The organism is Bradyrhizobium genosp. SA-4 str. CB756 (assembly GCF_000473125.1).
Taxonomy (GTDB): Bacteria; Pseudomonadota; Alphaproteobacteria; order Rhizobiales; family Xanthobacteraceae; genus Bradyrhizobium; species Bradyrhizobium arachidis.
In genome coordinates, this window is the sequence record NZ_KI421499.1 from 3,137,745 (window position 1) to 3,151,550 (window position 13,806).

Below are 13,806 nucleotides of genomic sequence, written 5' to 3' on the forward strand. Positions count from 1 at the left end.
AACCACGTCAAAGGAATCCAATCGAGATCCAGGGGAAGATCGCGACGATGATCAATCCCACCAGCAGCGCCAGCAGATAGCCCCAGATCGGCCTGATGCCTTCAGCCGGATCGACGCGTCCGATGGCGCAGGCGGCATAATAGCCGACGCCGAAGGGCGGGGCGAACAGGCCGATGCCCATGGCCAGAATGATTACCATGGCATAATGCACCTCGTGCACGCCGACCGCACGGGCGATCGGAAACAAGAGCGGCCCGAACAGCACGATTGCCGGAATGCCCTCGAGCACGCTGCCGAGAATGGTGAAGGCGAGGATCGAGACGGCGATGAAGGTCGCAGCTCCGCCCGGCAAGCCGGTCATGGCGGATGCCAGCGAGCGCGAGAAGCCGGACTGGGTCAGGCCCCAGGCCATGCCGGTGGCCGTGCCGATGATCAGCAGGATCGCACCGGACAGCGCCGCAGTCTCGACCAGCATCGGAAACAGCCGCCGCCAGTCGAAGCGGCGGTAGACGAGGAGGCCGACGAGGGCGCCATAAACGATGCCGATTGTGGACACTTCGGTCGCGGTGGCGATGCCCTCGACCACGGCGTAGCGGATTACGAAGGGCAGCGCGAGTGCGGGCAGGGCGACAATGAAGGTCTTGCCGATCTCGCTACCCGTCGCGCGGCGGACATGGCTCATGTCCTCGTGGCGGTAGCGCCACCACACCAGCATGCAGAGCGTGACCGCGAGCACGACGCCGGGCAAGAGGCCGCCGGTGAACAGGGCGGCGATCGAAACGCCGGTGACCGAGCCGATCGTGATCAGCACGAGGCTCGGCGGGATGGTTTCGGTCTGTGCGCCGGTCGCAGCCAGCAGCGCGACGAGATCGCCGGGCTTGGCGCCGCGCTGCTTCATCTCCGGGAACAGCACCGGCGCGACCGCGGCCATGTCGGCGGCCTTGGCGCCGGAGATGCCGGAGACAAGGTACATGGCACCGACCAGCACGTAATGCAGGCCGCCGCGGACGTGGCCGAGTAGGCTCGCCAGGAACGCCACCATGGCTCGCGCCATGCCGGTCATCTCGATCAGCAGGCCTAAGAACACGAACAGCGGCACCGAAAGCAGGATGAGGTGGCTCATGCCCTCGTCCATCCGCCCGACCAGCACCATGACCGGCGTGCGCGTCGTCAGCGCCAGATAGCCGAAGATCGCAAGGCCAAACCCGAACGCAATGGGAACGCCGCCGAACACGCAGAAGCCGGCGACGCCGACGAAGAAGATGACGAGGTTGAGATTGCCGAGCGGCCGTAAGTAAGGCTGCGCCAGCCAGAACAGGCCGACGACGATGGCCACGGACAGCGCGGCCATCAGCACCATCCGGTAATCGGCCGCGCGCACGAGCCGCAGCAAGGCAAACGCCGCCATCAGGCCGATGCCGGCCGGCAGCGCCGCGGCGCGCCAGATGTTCGAGATCTGGAGCGCCGGCGTGGTGATGAAGCTTTCCTCGTAGGCGTATTCCCAGGACGGCCAGACGATCAGCACCAGGAACGCCAGCGCCGCGCAGACCGCGACCAGATCGAGCCAGGCCCGCATCGCCGGGCCCGCGCTGGCGACGACCGCGGTCATGCGCATGTGCTCGGAGCGGCGGAACGCCACCGCCGCGCCCAGCATGGCGAGCCACAGGAACAGGATCGAGGCGAGCTCGTCCGACCAGATCAGCGGCCGATGCAGGCCGTAGCGCGCGACCACGCCGGCAAATAGGATCGCGATCTCGGCGACGACCAGGATCGCCGCCGGGATTTCGACGAGGAGGCCGAGCCAGCGCTCGAGCGATGCCAGCAGCGAAGGTCGGCGAGGGGACTGAGCAGCAGCCTCGCCCGTAACTTCGTTCGCTTCGACCCCGACATGAGCCATGACGGCTCCCAACGCGTTACGACAGCTTGCCGACGGCCTTTTCCAAGAGGTCCCAGGCCTGGTCGCCATACTTGCCCTTCCACTCGGCATAGAAGCCGGCGGAGCGCAGCTTGTCGCGGAACGGCGCCACAGCGGGCTGGTTGAAGGTCAGACCCTTGCCCGCGAGCTCCTGCTGGAGATTGGCGTTGAGCTTGGCGGTGTCCTCGCGCTCCTTCACCGCGGCGGCATTGATGTGCTTGGCGACGATGGTGCGCACGTCTTCCGGCAGCGCGCTCCAGGCTCTGCGGTTGGCCAGGAACCAGAAGCCGTCCCACATGTGGTTGGTCAGCGAGCAGTACTTCTGGACCTCGTACAGCTTGGCGGTCGAGATGATCGCAAGCGGATTCTCCTGGCCTTCGACGATCTTGGTCTGCAGCGCGGAATAGACCTCGCTGAAATTGATCGAGGCGGGCGCGGCGTCGAACGCCTTGAACATCGAGGTCCACAGCGGCGACACCGGCACGCGGATCTTGAAGCCCTTGAGGTCGTCAGGACCGTTGATCGGCTTGCTCGAGGAAGTGGTCTGGCGGAAGCCGTTGTCCCAGATCTTGTCCATGACCTCGAGGCCGGCCTTCTTGATCTCGCCGCGGACATGAGCGCCGAGATCGCCGTCCATGGCTTTCCAGACCGTGGCGTAGTCCGGGAACGCGAAGCCGATGCCGTTGATCGAGGCTGCCGGCACCAGGGTCGACAGGATCAGGCCCGACAGCGTGAAGAACTCGACGCCGCCGGAGCGGATCTGGCTCAGCATGTCGGTATCGGAACCCAGCTGGTTGTTCGGGAAGATCTGGAGGTCGAACTTGCCGTTCGTCTCGCTCTTGATCGCCGCCGCCATCTCGCGGGCGCGGACGTTCAGCGGATGGGTGTCCGGCAGGTTGTTGGCATATTTGTAGGTGAACTCGGCGCTCTGGGCGCGGGCCACATGGGGCGCACTGAGGCCGCCCAGGACCGCGGTCGCGGCGGAGGCCTTGAGAAGCGTGCGTCGGGAAAAGCGCGTCGAAAAGACCATGGGTCTGCTTCCTCGGAAGGTTTGTTGTTGTTCTGAGATGCAAACCTATACGGACGGACGGTCAGAAGGTCATCTGCGATCTCGCGAGGCCTCGCTTATTGCAGCCGGACATCATCACGGCAATATCGGCTTTCGGCACAGGCGCCGGATTCAAAATCTGAAAAACAACCCCATGCACAGTAGCCGTCAAGCGCTGAGGCCATGGTCGAGCCGGAAGCCGGAAAACGCGCCGGAGCGAAGGCATGGTGTCAGGAATTCCGCCTAAATATTTGATCTAATTACGTATAAATATATTCCATAATATACCTTATGCGAATTGTGGATATGGGTGTACGGGCTGGTGCCGCTGTGGCGATTGACCCAAATTGGGTCTGACGGGCCCTACTCTGAGTCTGGCTGCGGAAGTTGAGTCTGGCGGGCAAACAGGAGCCGCGAAGCTTTAGAAGCCCGTGGGATTCGGGTCGCCATTCGGCAGACCGGCGGCCTATGCCCAAGCGCTTTGAGGCGGGCAGTTCCGGCTGGAAATTCCGCCGGCGCGCAGTGGCCGCACAAGTTATGCAGCGGGCGTCAAACAGCACCCTGCTCCAGCCGCCTTTCCAGGGGCTCGGCATTTCGGGTGAAGAACACGACGTCAGGCGTAACGCTGGCCTAAGAGCTTCGGTTGTTCTCAGAATCCCGCTGTCACTCGGGGAGGCCTGCCTTTTCCAAACCGCTGATGTAAAGATCGGACATGCGCTGATCCCGAAACACGCTGCTGCGGGAGTTCCGAAGACTCGAACTCGGCTGAGCTTGCAGGAGATCGACGATCGCGGCGCGAGCCTCGTTCAAGCGACCAAGGTGTGCGAAGGCTGCGGCTCGGTAGCGGCGCGCGACGTTGTGGGTCGGCACCTCCGCCAGGATACGGCCTGTGATCGCCACGGTCTCCTCGAAGTGGCCAGCAAAGAAGTGGGCCACCGCAAGCCCGAGCATTGGAAAATAGCTCTTCGGATCGATCGGGCTCAACCGCCGCGCCTCTTCGAACTGCTCGATGGCTTTGAGACTCTCCCCAAAATAGTTGTACACCCACCCGCAAAACGAACGGACATGAACGGAGTTTGGGTGGATCGCGAGAGCACGGTCCGCAAGCTCGAGGGATTGCTCGAACCGCACGCCAACCGTCGAATAGGCCCAGGCCGCAATGGCAAGAATCGTGGCGTTCGCGGGATCAAGGGTGACGGCTCTCGCCGCGAGGTCGGCGGCTTCGGCCGTTGCAGCCGATTTGTTCGCCACCCAGCCGTTGAGCGTCATTCGTACCAGGCACTCCGCAAGGGCCGCGAGCGCTTCCGCGTAGGCTGGATCGAGCGCCACCGCGCGACGCAGCAGGGTTTCAGCCTCCACGAACCCCTCTCGCGTATAGGCGTTTATCGGGGGGAGCGCGCGGAGGAGCAGGTCGTAGGCGTCCAGGTTGTCCGTCGGCTTCCGCTGGGCGCGCTCAATCTCGGCCAGGCGAACGCTTGGTTCGATCGCTACCACCACCGAAGCGGTGATCCTGTCTTGTAGATCGAAGATGTCCGCGAGATCCCCGTCGAAGCGGTCAGCCCAGAGATGGCGCCCCGTTGCGGCCTCGATCAACTGTCCCGAGATTCGGACCCTCTGTCCCGCCTTCCGGATCGAGCCTTCGACGAGGTAGCGCACACCGAGTTCGTGCCCGACTTGGCGAGCGTCAACGGGCCTGCCCTTGTAGATGAATGACGAATTGCGAGCGATGACGAACAGCCATCGCGTGCGGCTTAGGGCTGTGATGATGTCCTCAACGATACCATCCGCGAAATAGTCGGTCTCATGGTCGCCCCCGAGATTCTTGAAGGGTAACACCGCGAGAGAGGGCCTCTCCGCCTGGGACCGACCCGTTGCGGAGCCAATCGACCTCTCCGCGGCGGCGCTCCCATGGTTCGCCTTTCCCCCGATCAGATAAGCTCTGACGGGGCGCTGGATGTTCTTGAGATCCCGCTCGCCGAGGTCGACGACGTCGTGATTCAATCTGTTGCGAACTTGATCGTATGCGGCGGCTGAGATGCAGATGCCATTTGGGGCCGAGATGCTTTCGAGCCTGGCCGCGATGTTGACCCCGTCCCCCATAAGGTCGCCATCGTCTTCTTCAATGATCTCGCCGAGGTGGATTCCGATGCGAAACTCGATGCGACGGTCAGCTGGCAAACCCGTATTGCGATCCGGCATGGCCGCATGGATGTCGAGCGCACAACAGACGGCGTCGCTCACGCTTCTGAATTCGGCCAAGAAGCCGTCGCCCGTCCACTTGAACTCGCGGCCGTGGTGGGCTGCAACGGTTGGATCGAGGTGTTCGCTCCGAAGTGCCCGAAGCCGCGCCAGCGTGCCATCCTCGTCCGTGTTCGTCAGACGACTGAAGCCGACGACATCAGCGGCAAGGATCGCGGCGATCTTTCGGATTTCGGCCATACCGTGCTCCGTGAAGCTAAAGGTGGGGCTTACCACGCCTTTCTCTACACGGGACCGCCCTGTAAGCGTCCACCAGGGACCGCTCAGCCTAGCAGGTGGTTCCAGGGCATGTCGAGGTCCGTAGGATTGTTAGAGCTCTTGGGCCTGCAGCGCGACCGAGGTCGACTGGCGCGTCTGCTCAATGGCGTCGGCTACTTCCATCAGGCCGACAGGGCCGTCGACGACTGCCACGCGCTTCTCGAAGTTCTCGCCTTCGAGCTTCCGACGACGAACGCGCCCGCGCTTGCCATCCTACTGGAGACGGCGCGCAGGGAGACGATCGGGACCTAGAGCCGCGCGAAGGTGTTCGCGATGTCGGCGATCGGCGTCGAGTTGTCGAAAGAGTGGAGCACACTGAGCCATTCCCGCATCTCAGACTCAAACGGCGGAGCGGTGTGGCAATGGGTCATGGCCAGCGGGCTTACAGCTCGTGGCCGTCGCGACGGATCGCCGCCGCGCGGACCTGGCTGTGCCTTCTTCACATCGGGTGACGCTCGCAGACGGCGTCACCCGAAATCGTCTGGCCGTCCATCAGGACGGCGCTGCGAAGTCATACGAGATGCGTCCGGCGGGCAGATAGAACAGCGCGATGACGGCGCCGCCGCGGACCTCGGGATAGTGCCGGCTGCCGGGATCGGGCGCGGTCCAGCCGGGCCCCTGCCAGCCCTGCAGCCCCTTCAGCTCGGCGCCCTTGTCCAGCGGCACGACCAGGTTCAGCTCGCCATAGGGGTGACCGTGATACTGCCCGCGCAGAACGTCGTGGTCGTCCTCGTCCTTGAAGCGGCGCGGATCGGCGCTGTTCATGTAGACGGCCGTGATGCTGAACTGGAACGTCTCGGGCACCGGCTCCAGGATGCGGCTGCGCCGGTAGTTCGGACCGTCGACCTCCTGGTTCGCCGCCCAGCCTTCGGCGACCCCGAACTTAATCAGGCGGGCCAGGTCCTGATAGAGCTGGCTGCCCTCGCCGTATTTGTCATTGAGCCACCGCTCCATCTCCGCGCCGGGCGTCATGTCCTTGACCTCGCGCAGAAACGGAATGCTGCACGCAATCAGTTCGTCTCGGCTTCCCATGGTCTTGTCCTTTCCATCTGGGTTGCACTTTGTTCCTTGAAGCCTGCGAACGAAGCGAACTCCGCGATATCAGCTCGCGGCATCAGCCTGCCCGTGATTTGATGCCTTGCGCGGCCGATCGAGATGCCGCACACCACCATCTGCTCCGCCGGGATCGACAGCAGCGGCCGCAGGATCCCGTGGTATTTCGAGAAGGTCTCCTGCGGACAGGACTGAAGCCCGTGGCCTGCCGCGGCCAGCAGCACGTTCTGGACGAACATGCCGAGGTCGAGCCAGCTCCCGACCTGCAGGCGCCGGTCGATGGTGACGATCAGCCCGATGGGCGCGCCGAAGAACGCATAGTTCTTGGCGGTTTGGGCACTCCTCGCGTCACTATCGGTCTGGGCGATGCCGAGCGAGCCGTAGAACAACCGGCCGAACTCCTGTCGTCGCTGCAGGTAGGGTTCGGGCAGGTCGCTGGCGTAATAGCTGTACTCCGACACGTGCGCGTCGCGGGCGGTTTCGTGCGCCTTGCGCAGTGCCGCCGACACCCTGTCCTTGGCGGCGCCCGCCAGCACGTAGACGTGCCAGGGCTGGATATTGGCGCCGCTTGGCGCAAACCGCGCCACGCGGAGAATCTGCTCGATGGTCCCTCGCCCGACCGGCTCGCCCGAGAAATCGCGGCATGCAAAACGGCCCGCGATGATCTCGTCGATACGGTTCTGCGCAGCCGCCCCCGCGCCGGTCATGGCTTCCTCAAGAGCGGACAGCCACCCTGCTCCATCGGCCGGAACGCTTCGTCACCCGGGATCGTCGCCAGCAGCTCGTAATAGTCGAACTTGTATTTCGACTGCTCGGGCGACTTGACGCGAAACAGATAGATGTCGCGGACCAGCCGGCCGTCTTCCCGGATCCGCCCATTTCGCGTCATGAAATCGTTCACGGGCAGCTCGCGCATCTTGGCGGCGACGGCCGGTCCATCCAGCGTGCCGGCCGTTTGAACTGCCTTGAGGTAGTGCATCACCGCGCCATAGGTGCCGGCGTGGATCATGGTCGGGACCTTCTGGGTCTGCGCGATGAAGCGCTTCGACCACGCCCGCGTGTCCTCGTTCAGGTCCCAATAGAACGCCGAGCTCAGCATCAGGCCCTGGGCGCTCGGCAGTCCGAGACTGTGAATGTCGGCAATGAACACCAGCAGCCCGACCAGTTTCTGATGCTGCGTGATGCCAAATTCGCCGGCCTGCTTGACCGCGTTGATGAAGTCGCCGCCGGAATCGGCCAGCGCGATCACGTCGGCCTTCGAGGACTGCGCCTGGAGCAGAAAGGAGGAGAAATCCGGTGTGTTGATCGGATGTTTCGCGGCGCCGAGCACCTTGCCGCCCATGGCGTCGATGACCTTGCGGCTGTCGGCCTCGAGCTGCGCGCCGAGAGAATAGTCGACCGAAATGAAGTACCAGGACTTTGCGCCGAGACGCGACATCGCCCGCGTCGTTCCCTGTGACAGCGCATAGGTATCGTAGGTCCAGTGAATGCCGGTCGGCGAGCATTCGTCGCCGGTGAGGCGGGATGTGGCCGCGCCGGTGGCGAGGAACAGCTTCTTCTTGTCGCGCGTGATGCCCTGCACCGCCAGCGCGACCGCGGAGTTCGGAACGTCGAGAATGACCTCGACGTTTTCGTTTTCGAGCCACCGCCGGGCGATGGTCGCGCCAACATCGGCCTTGTTTTGATGGTCGCCCGCGACGATCTGGATGCTGCGCCCCAGCACCTGACCACCGAAATCGTCGACGGCCATTTGCGCGGCGACGACCGAGCCCTGGCCGCCATTGTCGGCGTAGAGCGAGGACATGTCGGTGAGGACGCCGAGTTTCACCGGACCATCCTGTGCGACCGCCGAGGCCGTAAACAGCGCCAGTGCTATTCCAATAGCTCCGATCGACATTCCGCAGGATTGCATTGCCCGTCTCCTCCAAATCCGGCGTCGGGATCATGACGGGATCGCGCAATTGCGGAAGTGAAACTCTTGCAGAGTGATCCTGAACGACCTTCAGATTGGTGCGGCGAACGGCCAGGCGTCGGGTCCGGCAACCTGCTCGGTTGCGTCCGCTGCGTGGTTGGCCTTAACTGGATCAGATCGCAGGTACGCAACGGGCGCGCGATCCGCCTTGAGACGGTGTGCTGCTCGTGGCTGTTTCCTTCAAGACCCTGGACCTGAACCTGCTCAAGGTCTTCGACGCCGTCATGGAGGAGCGCAGCGTGCTGCGGGCAAGCCAGCGGGTGGCCCTCAGTCAATCCGCCGTGAGCCATTCGCTCGCCCGGCTGCGCGAGATGCTGGAAGACGATCTGTTCGTGCGCACGGCGACCGGCATGCAGCCGACGGCGCGCGCATTGACGATGGCGCCACAGGTTCGCGAGGCCCTGCGGTCTCTCGAGGCGGCAGTCGAACAGCCGAGCTTCGTTCCGGCGGCCTCCACCCGGCAGTTCACCCTCGCCGCCAACGACTTCACCACGATGGTGCTGGCCTCACCGCTCCTGAAGATACTGAAGGCTGAAGCGCCGGCGATCGACCTCATCATCAAGCCGGTGACGCGGATCGACCTCGCCGAGCAGATCGACCTTGGCCGTATCGACGTTGCGATCGGCGTCTTCTCGGATCCGCCGAGCCGCTTCCGCACCTCGCTGTTGTTCGAATATGACGACGTGCTGATCGTCGGCGGAAAGCGCAAGCTCGGCCGCATCGACAACGCGGCTCTGGCCCGCATGCCGCTGGTCGTCGTCTCCTTCGGCGGCGAACAGGAGGGCGCAATCGGAGGCTTCATCTCCGAGCGTGGCCTTGCCAGGCGATCGGAAATGTACGATCGCGCTGCGCTGGAGCGCGCCCTGTCCGAAAGCGACCGGCCGCCGCGCATAGCCGTTTCGCTGCCGCATTTCCTCGCTTTGCCCGCCCTGCTCGCGGACTCCGAGTTCGCAGCCATCGTTCCGCGTCCATTGGCGCGGGCATTCGAACGCGCGCATGCCGTCACAACATGCGAGCTGCCTTACGCCACAACTCCTGTCGAGGTCCGGCTGCTGTGGCACGAACGTATCGAAGGCGAGCCATCGCATGACTGGCTCCACGAGACCCTGAGGCGCGCGACCGAAGACCTCAGGCGTGGACGCTAGCTGAACGCGCCCCGCGGCCTGGTTCCATGTTTCATGAATGCGACCAGGTGGGCGCGCTGGTGTGGAGGTTGTGCTAGACTGGGCTCGCAGTCCTAACAGAGATCAACAAGGCGGTCTGAACCGCCACTCAGGGAGTTCGTCATGCAGGAGAACGTCGCCCAGGCAGGCCGCTCGCGCGCGCTTCCATTCGATGCCGCCAAGCTCGACCGCCTGATGGAAGCCGCCGGCCTCGACGTGCTGGTCGCGACCTCCAAGCACAATGTGCAGTACCTGCTGGGCGCCGAGCGCGCGATCTTCTTCGACTACATGGATGCCATGGGCGTCAGCCGCTATCTGCCGGTGCTGGTCTATCCCAAGGGCGCGCCGGAGAAGTCCGTCTATATCGGGCACCGTCTGGAGACCCATCAGCGCGCCGTGGCGCCGCCATGGGTGCCGCAGGTCCGGACCGAGTCCAACGGCTCGGTCGATGCCGTGACGCGGGCCGTGGGCCTGATCAAGGACGCGGGCGTGCCGTTGAAGCGGGTCGGGGTCGAGATGGCGTTCCTGCCGATGGATGCCGGCAAGGCGCTGGCCGACGCCCTGCCCGGCGCGGAGCTCAAGGACGCGCTGCTGGTGCTGGAGCGGCTGCGCGCGGTGAAGTCGGCGGACGAGCTGGCAAAGCTCAAGACGGCCTCCGAGCTCGTCATCACCTCCATGCTGGAGGTGATCAGCAAGCATGGCCCCGGCACGACCAAGCAGCAATTGTCGGATGCCTTACGCATCGCCGAAGCCAATCGCGGCCTGACCTTCGAATATTGCCTGCTCGCCTGCGGCAGCAGCCACAACCGGGCACCCTCATCGCAACGCTGGGAGCAAGGCGACGTGCTGTCGCTCGATTCCGGCGGCAATTATCACGGCTATATCGGCGACCTCGCGCGCATGGCCGTGCTCGGCGAGCCCGACGGCGAGCTGAAGGATTGCCTTGCCGAGATCGAAGCGGTGCAGCGCGCCGCGTTTGCGGCGGTCCGGCCGGGCGCCATGGGTGGCGACATCTACGTCGCGGCCGAGCGGGAGCTCGCAAAGATCACCCAGCGCGACTGCACGGACTTCCTGGCCCACGGCATGGGCCTCGTCAGCCATGAGGCCCCTCGCCTGACCGCCACGGGTCCGGTCCCCTACGACGACACGGATGCCCGCCTGCCGCTCGAGCCCGGCATGGTGGTCTCGATCGAGACCACGATGAAGCATCCGAAGCGCGGCTTCATCAAGCTCGAGGACACGGTCGCAGTGACGGCTGCGGGCTACGAGATTTTTGGCGAGGGCGGCCGCGGGTGGAATTTGGGCGGGCGGGGCCTTTAGATCTCGCAGACTATCTGGTGCGAGCCGCGGAGAAGGTGCGCCCCCTCTCCCGCTTGCGGGAGAGGGCTGGGGAGAGGGTGTCTCCGCTGGAGAGACTCCCTGAGAGGAGAGAGCCCTCACCCGGCGCTTCGCGCCGACCTCTCCCGCAAGCGGGCGAGGTTAAGGGAGCCAGCCGTCAGCGCATCGACCAAAATGATCTGAACTACCGCGCCAGTAGCATCTCCAGCTGGCTCTGCGCCTTCTTCACCGCGGCCGCGAACCAGCTCTGGTTCGGCGCTTCCTTGGCGAAGCACTTGGTGTAGGCGTCCATCGCCTGGTTTTCCTTGGCCATGGCGTCCTGTGGGGTCTTCCTGGCCATCATCTGCTTCCAGACCTTTTCGCAAGCGGGAATCTCGGCCGTCTTCACGGCCTCGCTTGCGGCGAGGAAGTAGACCTTGTCGCCCACGATCGCGACGACGTCGATTTCGTGCGGCGCTCCCTTCAAATCGCCGTTGCCGCGGATGCCGAGCACGGCGACCGCGGCGCTCGCGGATGCGGGCTTGGTGACTGGCAGCTCCGCATATTTGGCAAAGGCCGCGTCCTGGATCGCCTGATAGTAGAAGCGGTCCGACTTGAAGGCGGCGCCCGCCTCCTGCGGCATGCCGTCCTCGCGATGCTCGGCGAGCCAGTGCTTGAGCAGCCCGGTCGTGGTCACGACGGCCTGCAGCTTGTCGCCTTCGGTGGCGAAGCCGAGGCCGTCGAGATGGCCGAAGCCGATGTCGTCCTTGAACAGCGTATCGACGTTCGACGTTCCCTCCGCAGGCAGCCCCTTGATCGTGACCGGCCCGACCAGGCCGCGCAGCACGCCGGCCAGCTCCTTCAGCGCCGCATCGTGCTGCTTATAGGTCTCGTCGTTCTCCTTGGCCTTCGAGAATTTTGCGATGTAGCGGTCGCGCAGGTCGAGATAGTGCTGCTCGGGCGCGGCCGCATGAGCAGGCGCGGCCAGGGCTAGCAGGCACAGCAAGGCAAGCGATCTCATGGCAATTCCAGGCGGGTCGGAGCGATCTCCAGTCTTTGTGCCGGCGCCGGGCGCGAAGGTTCATCCGGCAAAGAATTGCAGGAGCCCTACTCCGGCGTAGCACAGCTGCCTCCGGCCGCATCCATCGCAGCACACCAGCCGAACACGATGGCGGGCCCGATCATCGTGCCGGGCCCCGGGTACGTGCCGCGGAAGATCGAGGAAGCATCGGTCCCGACCGCGTATAGTCCGGACAGGATCTTCCCATCGCGAGACAACACCCGTGCGCTCGAATCCGTGCGCAAGCCGGCGCTGCTGGCAAGATCCGACGGCCACACGGCGACCGAATAATACGGACCCGGGCCGATCCGCCGCAGGCAGGGATTGGGGCCGGCCAGGGGATCGCCGTTGAAGCGATTGAGCGGGCTTGAACCGCGACCGAAATCTTCGTCGACCCCGGAGTCGGCGTAGCGATTGTATCGCTCCATCGTCGCAGCAAGCTGCCCGGCATCGACGCCGATCTTTTGCGCCAGCTGCGCGATCGTCTCCGCCTCGACCAAATAATTGGCTTGTACGAACTCATTCAGGTTCCGGGTGCCGGGGTGAACGAGCCCGATGCCGAAATCCCTGATGAAGGTCCGATCGCAGATCAGGAAGGCTGGAATTGAAGACGGTGCGTTCGATCGCAGCATCGCGGCCACGAAGTCGTGGTAGGAATCGGCCTCGTTCACGAAGCGGCGGCCCGATCTGTTGACGGCCAGCAGTCCCGGTTTGGCCCGATCGAGCATGATGTGCGGGAATACCGACACATGGCCGTCCGCCTGCGCCATCACCGAGCTCGGCATCCACAGGGCCGGACTGTCGAGGTCACGCGTGATGGCGGCGTTGATGCGCTCGGCTGCCAGGATACCGTCGCCCGTGTTCGACGTCGGCGCGAGCGAAAAGCGGCGCGCCGGTTCCGGAAACAGCCGTTCGCGAAGCTCGCGGCTCCAGCCGATGCCTCCGCTTGCCAGTACCACGCCTCTGCGGGCGCGTATCCTCAGCTCTCCCGCCGGAGACGAAAGAACCGCACCGACGATCTCGTCGCCGTCGCATATGAGCTCGCGAAGCCCGGTCTCAAACCGCACAGTGACGCCGGCCCGGCGCACACTGTCAAAGAGCCTCGCGACGAGCGCATTGCCCATGATCAGGCGCGTTCCGCGCTTGTGGTTGATGCGATCCAGCGCATGCCGGGTGAGCAGACCGGCGACGTGCCGAAAATTCGCCCAGCTGCGAAAGGGAGCGAGCAGCGCGGGAATGTCGGCTTTGCCGATCATCATGCCGCCGAGAACCATGAACTCGCGGCGTGGTGGCCTGATGCGGGCAAAATCGTCGCCGAGCTTGCGGCCGTCGAACGGAACGGCTCCGAGTGCGCGGCCGCCGATCGCGGCGCCCGGAAGGTGCTTGTAGTCGGGGTGGACCGGGGGCGCCGCGAACCGGACGCTCGTCTTTTGCTCGAGATAGTCGAGAACGACCGGACCCATCTTGAGGAACCTGTCCACGCGTTGGTCGGTCGCTTGCTCGCCGAGCATCGCGGCAAGATAGGTACGCGCGGCCTCGACCGTATCAGGCGTTCCGGCGCGCTGTCCCTGCCGGTTGCCCGGAATCCAGACTGTCCCGGCGGAGGTCGCGGTGGTCCCGCCCACCATGTCCGACTTCTCGCAGAGGATGACGTTGAGCCCTTCGAGGGCACCAACCAGCGCGGCGGTCATGCCGGCCGCACCGGCGCCGACGACCAAGAGATCGGTTTCAACGTCCCAGGAGCGATCGGCTTGCGCCATC

At 64.6% G+C, this 13,806-nt stretch carries 10 protein-coding genes and 1 pseudogene; 3 read left to right on the forward strand and 8 right to left on the reverse strand.

The annotated features are described in order from the left end of the window. Positions 1-7 precede the first annotated feature (7 nt). The 3 genes from BRAGE_RS0115470 to BRAGE_RS0115480 form a co-directional block, all read right to left on the reverse strand. Positions 8-1,897 carry a TRAP transporter large permease gene (locus BRAGE_RS0115470; protein ID WP_027558082.1) on the reverse strand — a complete coding sequence of 630 codons (1,890 nt, stop codon included), beginning with the start codon at positions 1,895-1,897 and terminating at the stop codon, positions 8-10. A gap of 16 nt (positions 1,898-1,913) precedes the next feature. Continuing rightward, positions 1,914-2,945: a TRAP transporter substrate-binding protein gene (locus BRAGE_RS0115475; RefSeq protein WP_027558081.1), complete on the reverse strand. Its 1,032-nt coding sequence runs from the start codon at positions 2,943-2,945 to the stop codon at positions 1,914-1,916. A gap of 681 nt (positions 2,946-3,626) precedes the next feature. Continuing rightward, entirely contained in the window at positions 3,627-5,402 is a 1,776-nt protein-coding gene (locus tag BRAGE_RS0115480) for an adenylate/guanylate cyclase domain-containing protein (protein ID WP_027558080.1), read from the reverse strand. Between the two features lie 136 nt (positions 5,403-5,538). On the opposite strand from BRAGE_RS0115480, the pseudogene BRAGE_RS0115485 reads away from it, so the two are divergent. Continuing rightward, positions 5,539-5,723: pseudogene (locus tag BRAGE_RS0115485) on the forward strand (3'-5' exonuclease); the annotation flags it as partial. 249 nt (positions 5,724-5,972) lie between these two features. Here BRAGE_RS0115485 and BRAGE_RS0115495 read toward each other — a convergent pair. From BRAGE_RS0115495 to BRAGE_RS0115505, 3 genes are read right to left on the reverse strand one after another with little or no spacing between them, the layout of a single operon-like run. After that, positions 5,973-6,512, reverse strand: a complete 540-nt coding sequence (locus tag BRAGE_RS0115495) for a DUF4863 family protein (protein WP_027558078.1) — start codon at positions 6,510-6,512, stop codon at positions 5,973-5,975. Further along, complete coding sequence (locus BRAGE_RS0115500; RefSeq protein ID WP_035729746.1) at positions 6,491-7,240, reverse strand: nitroreductase; 750 nt, start codon at positions 7,238-7,240, stop codon at positions 6,491-6,493. The genes BRAGE_RS0115495 and BRAGE_RS0115500 overlap by 22 nt, the downstream gene beginning before the upstream one ends. Further along, positions 7,237-8,445: an ABC transporter substrate-binding protein gene (locus BRAGE_RS0115505; protein ID WP_027558076.1), complete on the reverse strand. Its 1,209-nt coding sequence runs from the start codon at positions 8,443-8,445 to the stop codon at positions 7,237-7,239. The genes BRAGE_RS0115500 and BRAGE_RS0115505 overlap by 4 nt, the downstream gene beginning before the upstream one ends. Before the next feature lie 227 nt (positions 8,446-8,672). Between BRAGE_RS0115505 and BRAGE_RS0115510 the strand changes: the two genes are divergently transcribed. Both BRAGE_RS0115510 and BRAGE_RS0115515 read left to right on the forward strand, forming a co-directional pair. Further along, a complete protein-coding gene (locus BRAGE_RS0115510; protein ID WP_027558075.1) occupies positions 8,673-9,650 on the forward strand; it encodes a LysR family transcriptional regulator in 978 nt (325 codons plus the stop codon). 141 nt (positions 9,651-9,791) lie between these two features. Then, positions 9,792-10,988, forward strand: a complete 1,197-nt coding sequence (locus tag BRAGE_RS0115515) for a M24 family metallopeptidase (RefSeq protein WP_027558074.1) — start codon at positions 9,792-9,794, stop codon at positions 10,986-10,988. Between the two features lie 202 nt (positions 10,989-11,190). Here the strand turns inward: BRAGE_RS0115515 and BRAGE_RS0115520 are convergent, their stop codons facing one another. Together BRAGE_RS0115520 and BRAGE_RS0115525 are read right to left on the reverse strand one after the other, a co-directional pair. Further along, entirely contained in the window at positions 11,191-12,006 is an 816-nt protein-coding gene (locus BRAGE_RS0115520) for a hypothetical protein (RefSeq protein WP_027558073.1), read from the reverse strand. 86 nt (positions 12,007-12,092) lie between these two features. Then, positions 12,093-13,805 (reverse strand): FAD-dependent oxidoreductase, encoded by a 1,713-nt coding sequence (locus tag BRAGE_RS0115525; protein ID WP_028146291.1) that lies wholly within the window; start codon positions 13,803-13,805, stop codon positions 12,093-12,095. Position 13,806 lies beyond the last annotated feature (1 nt).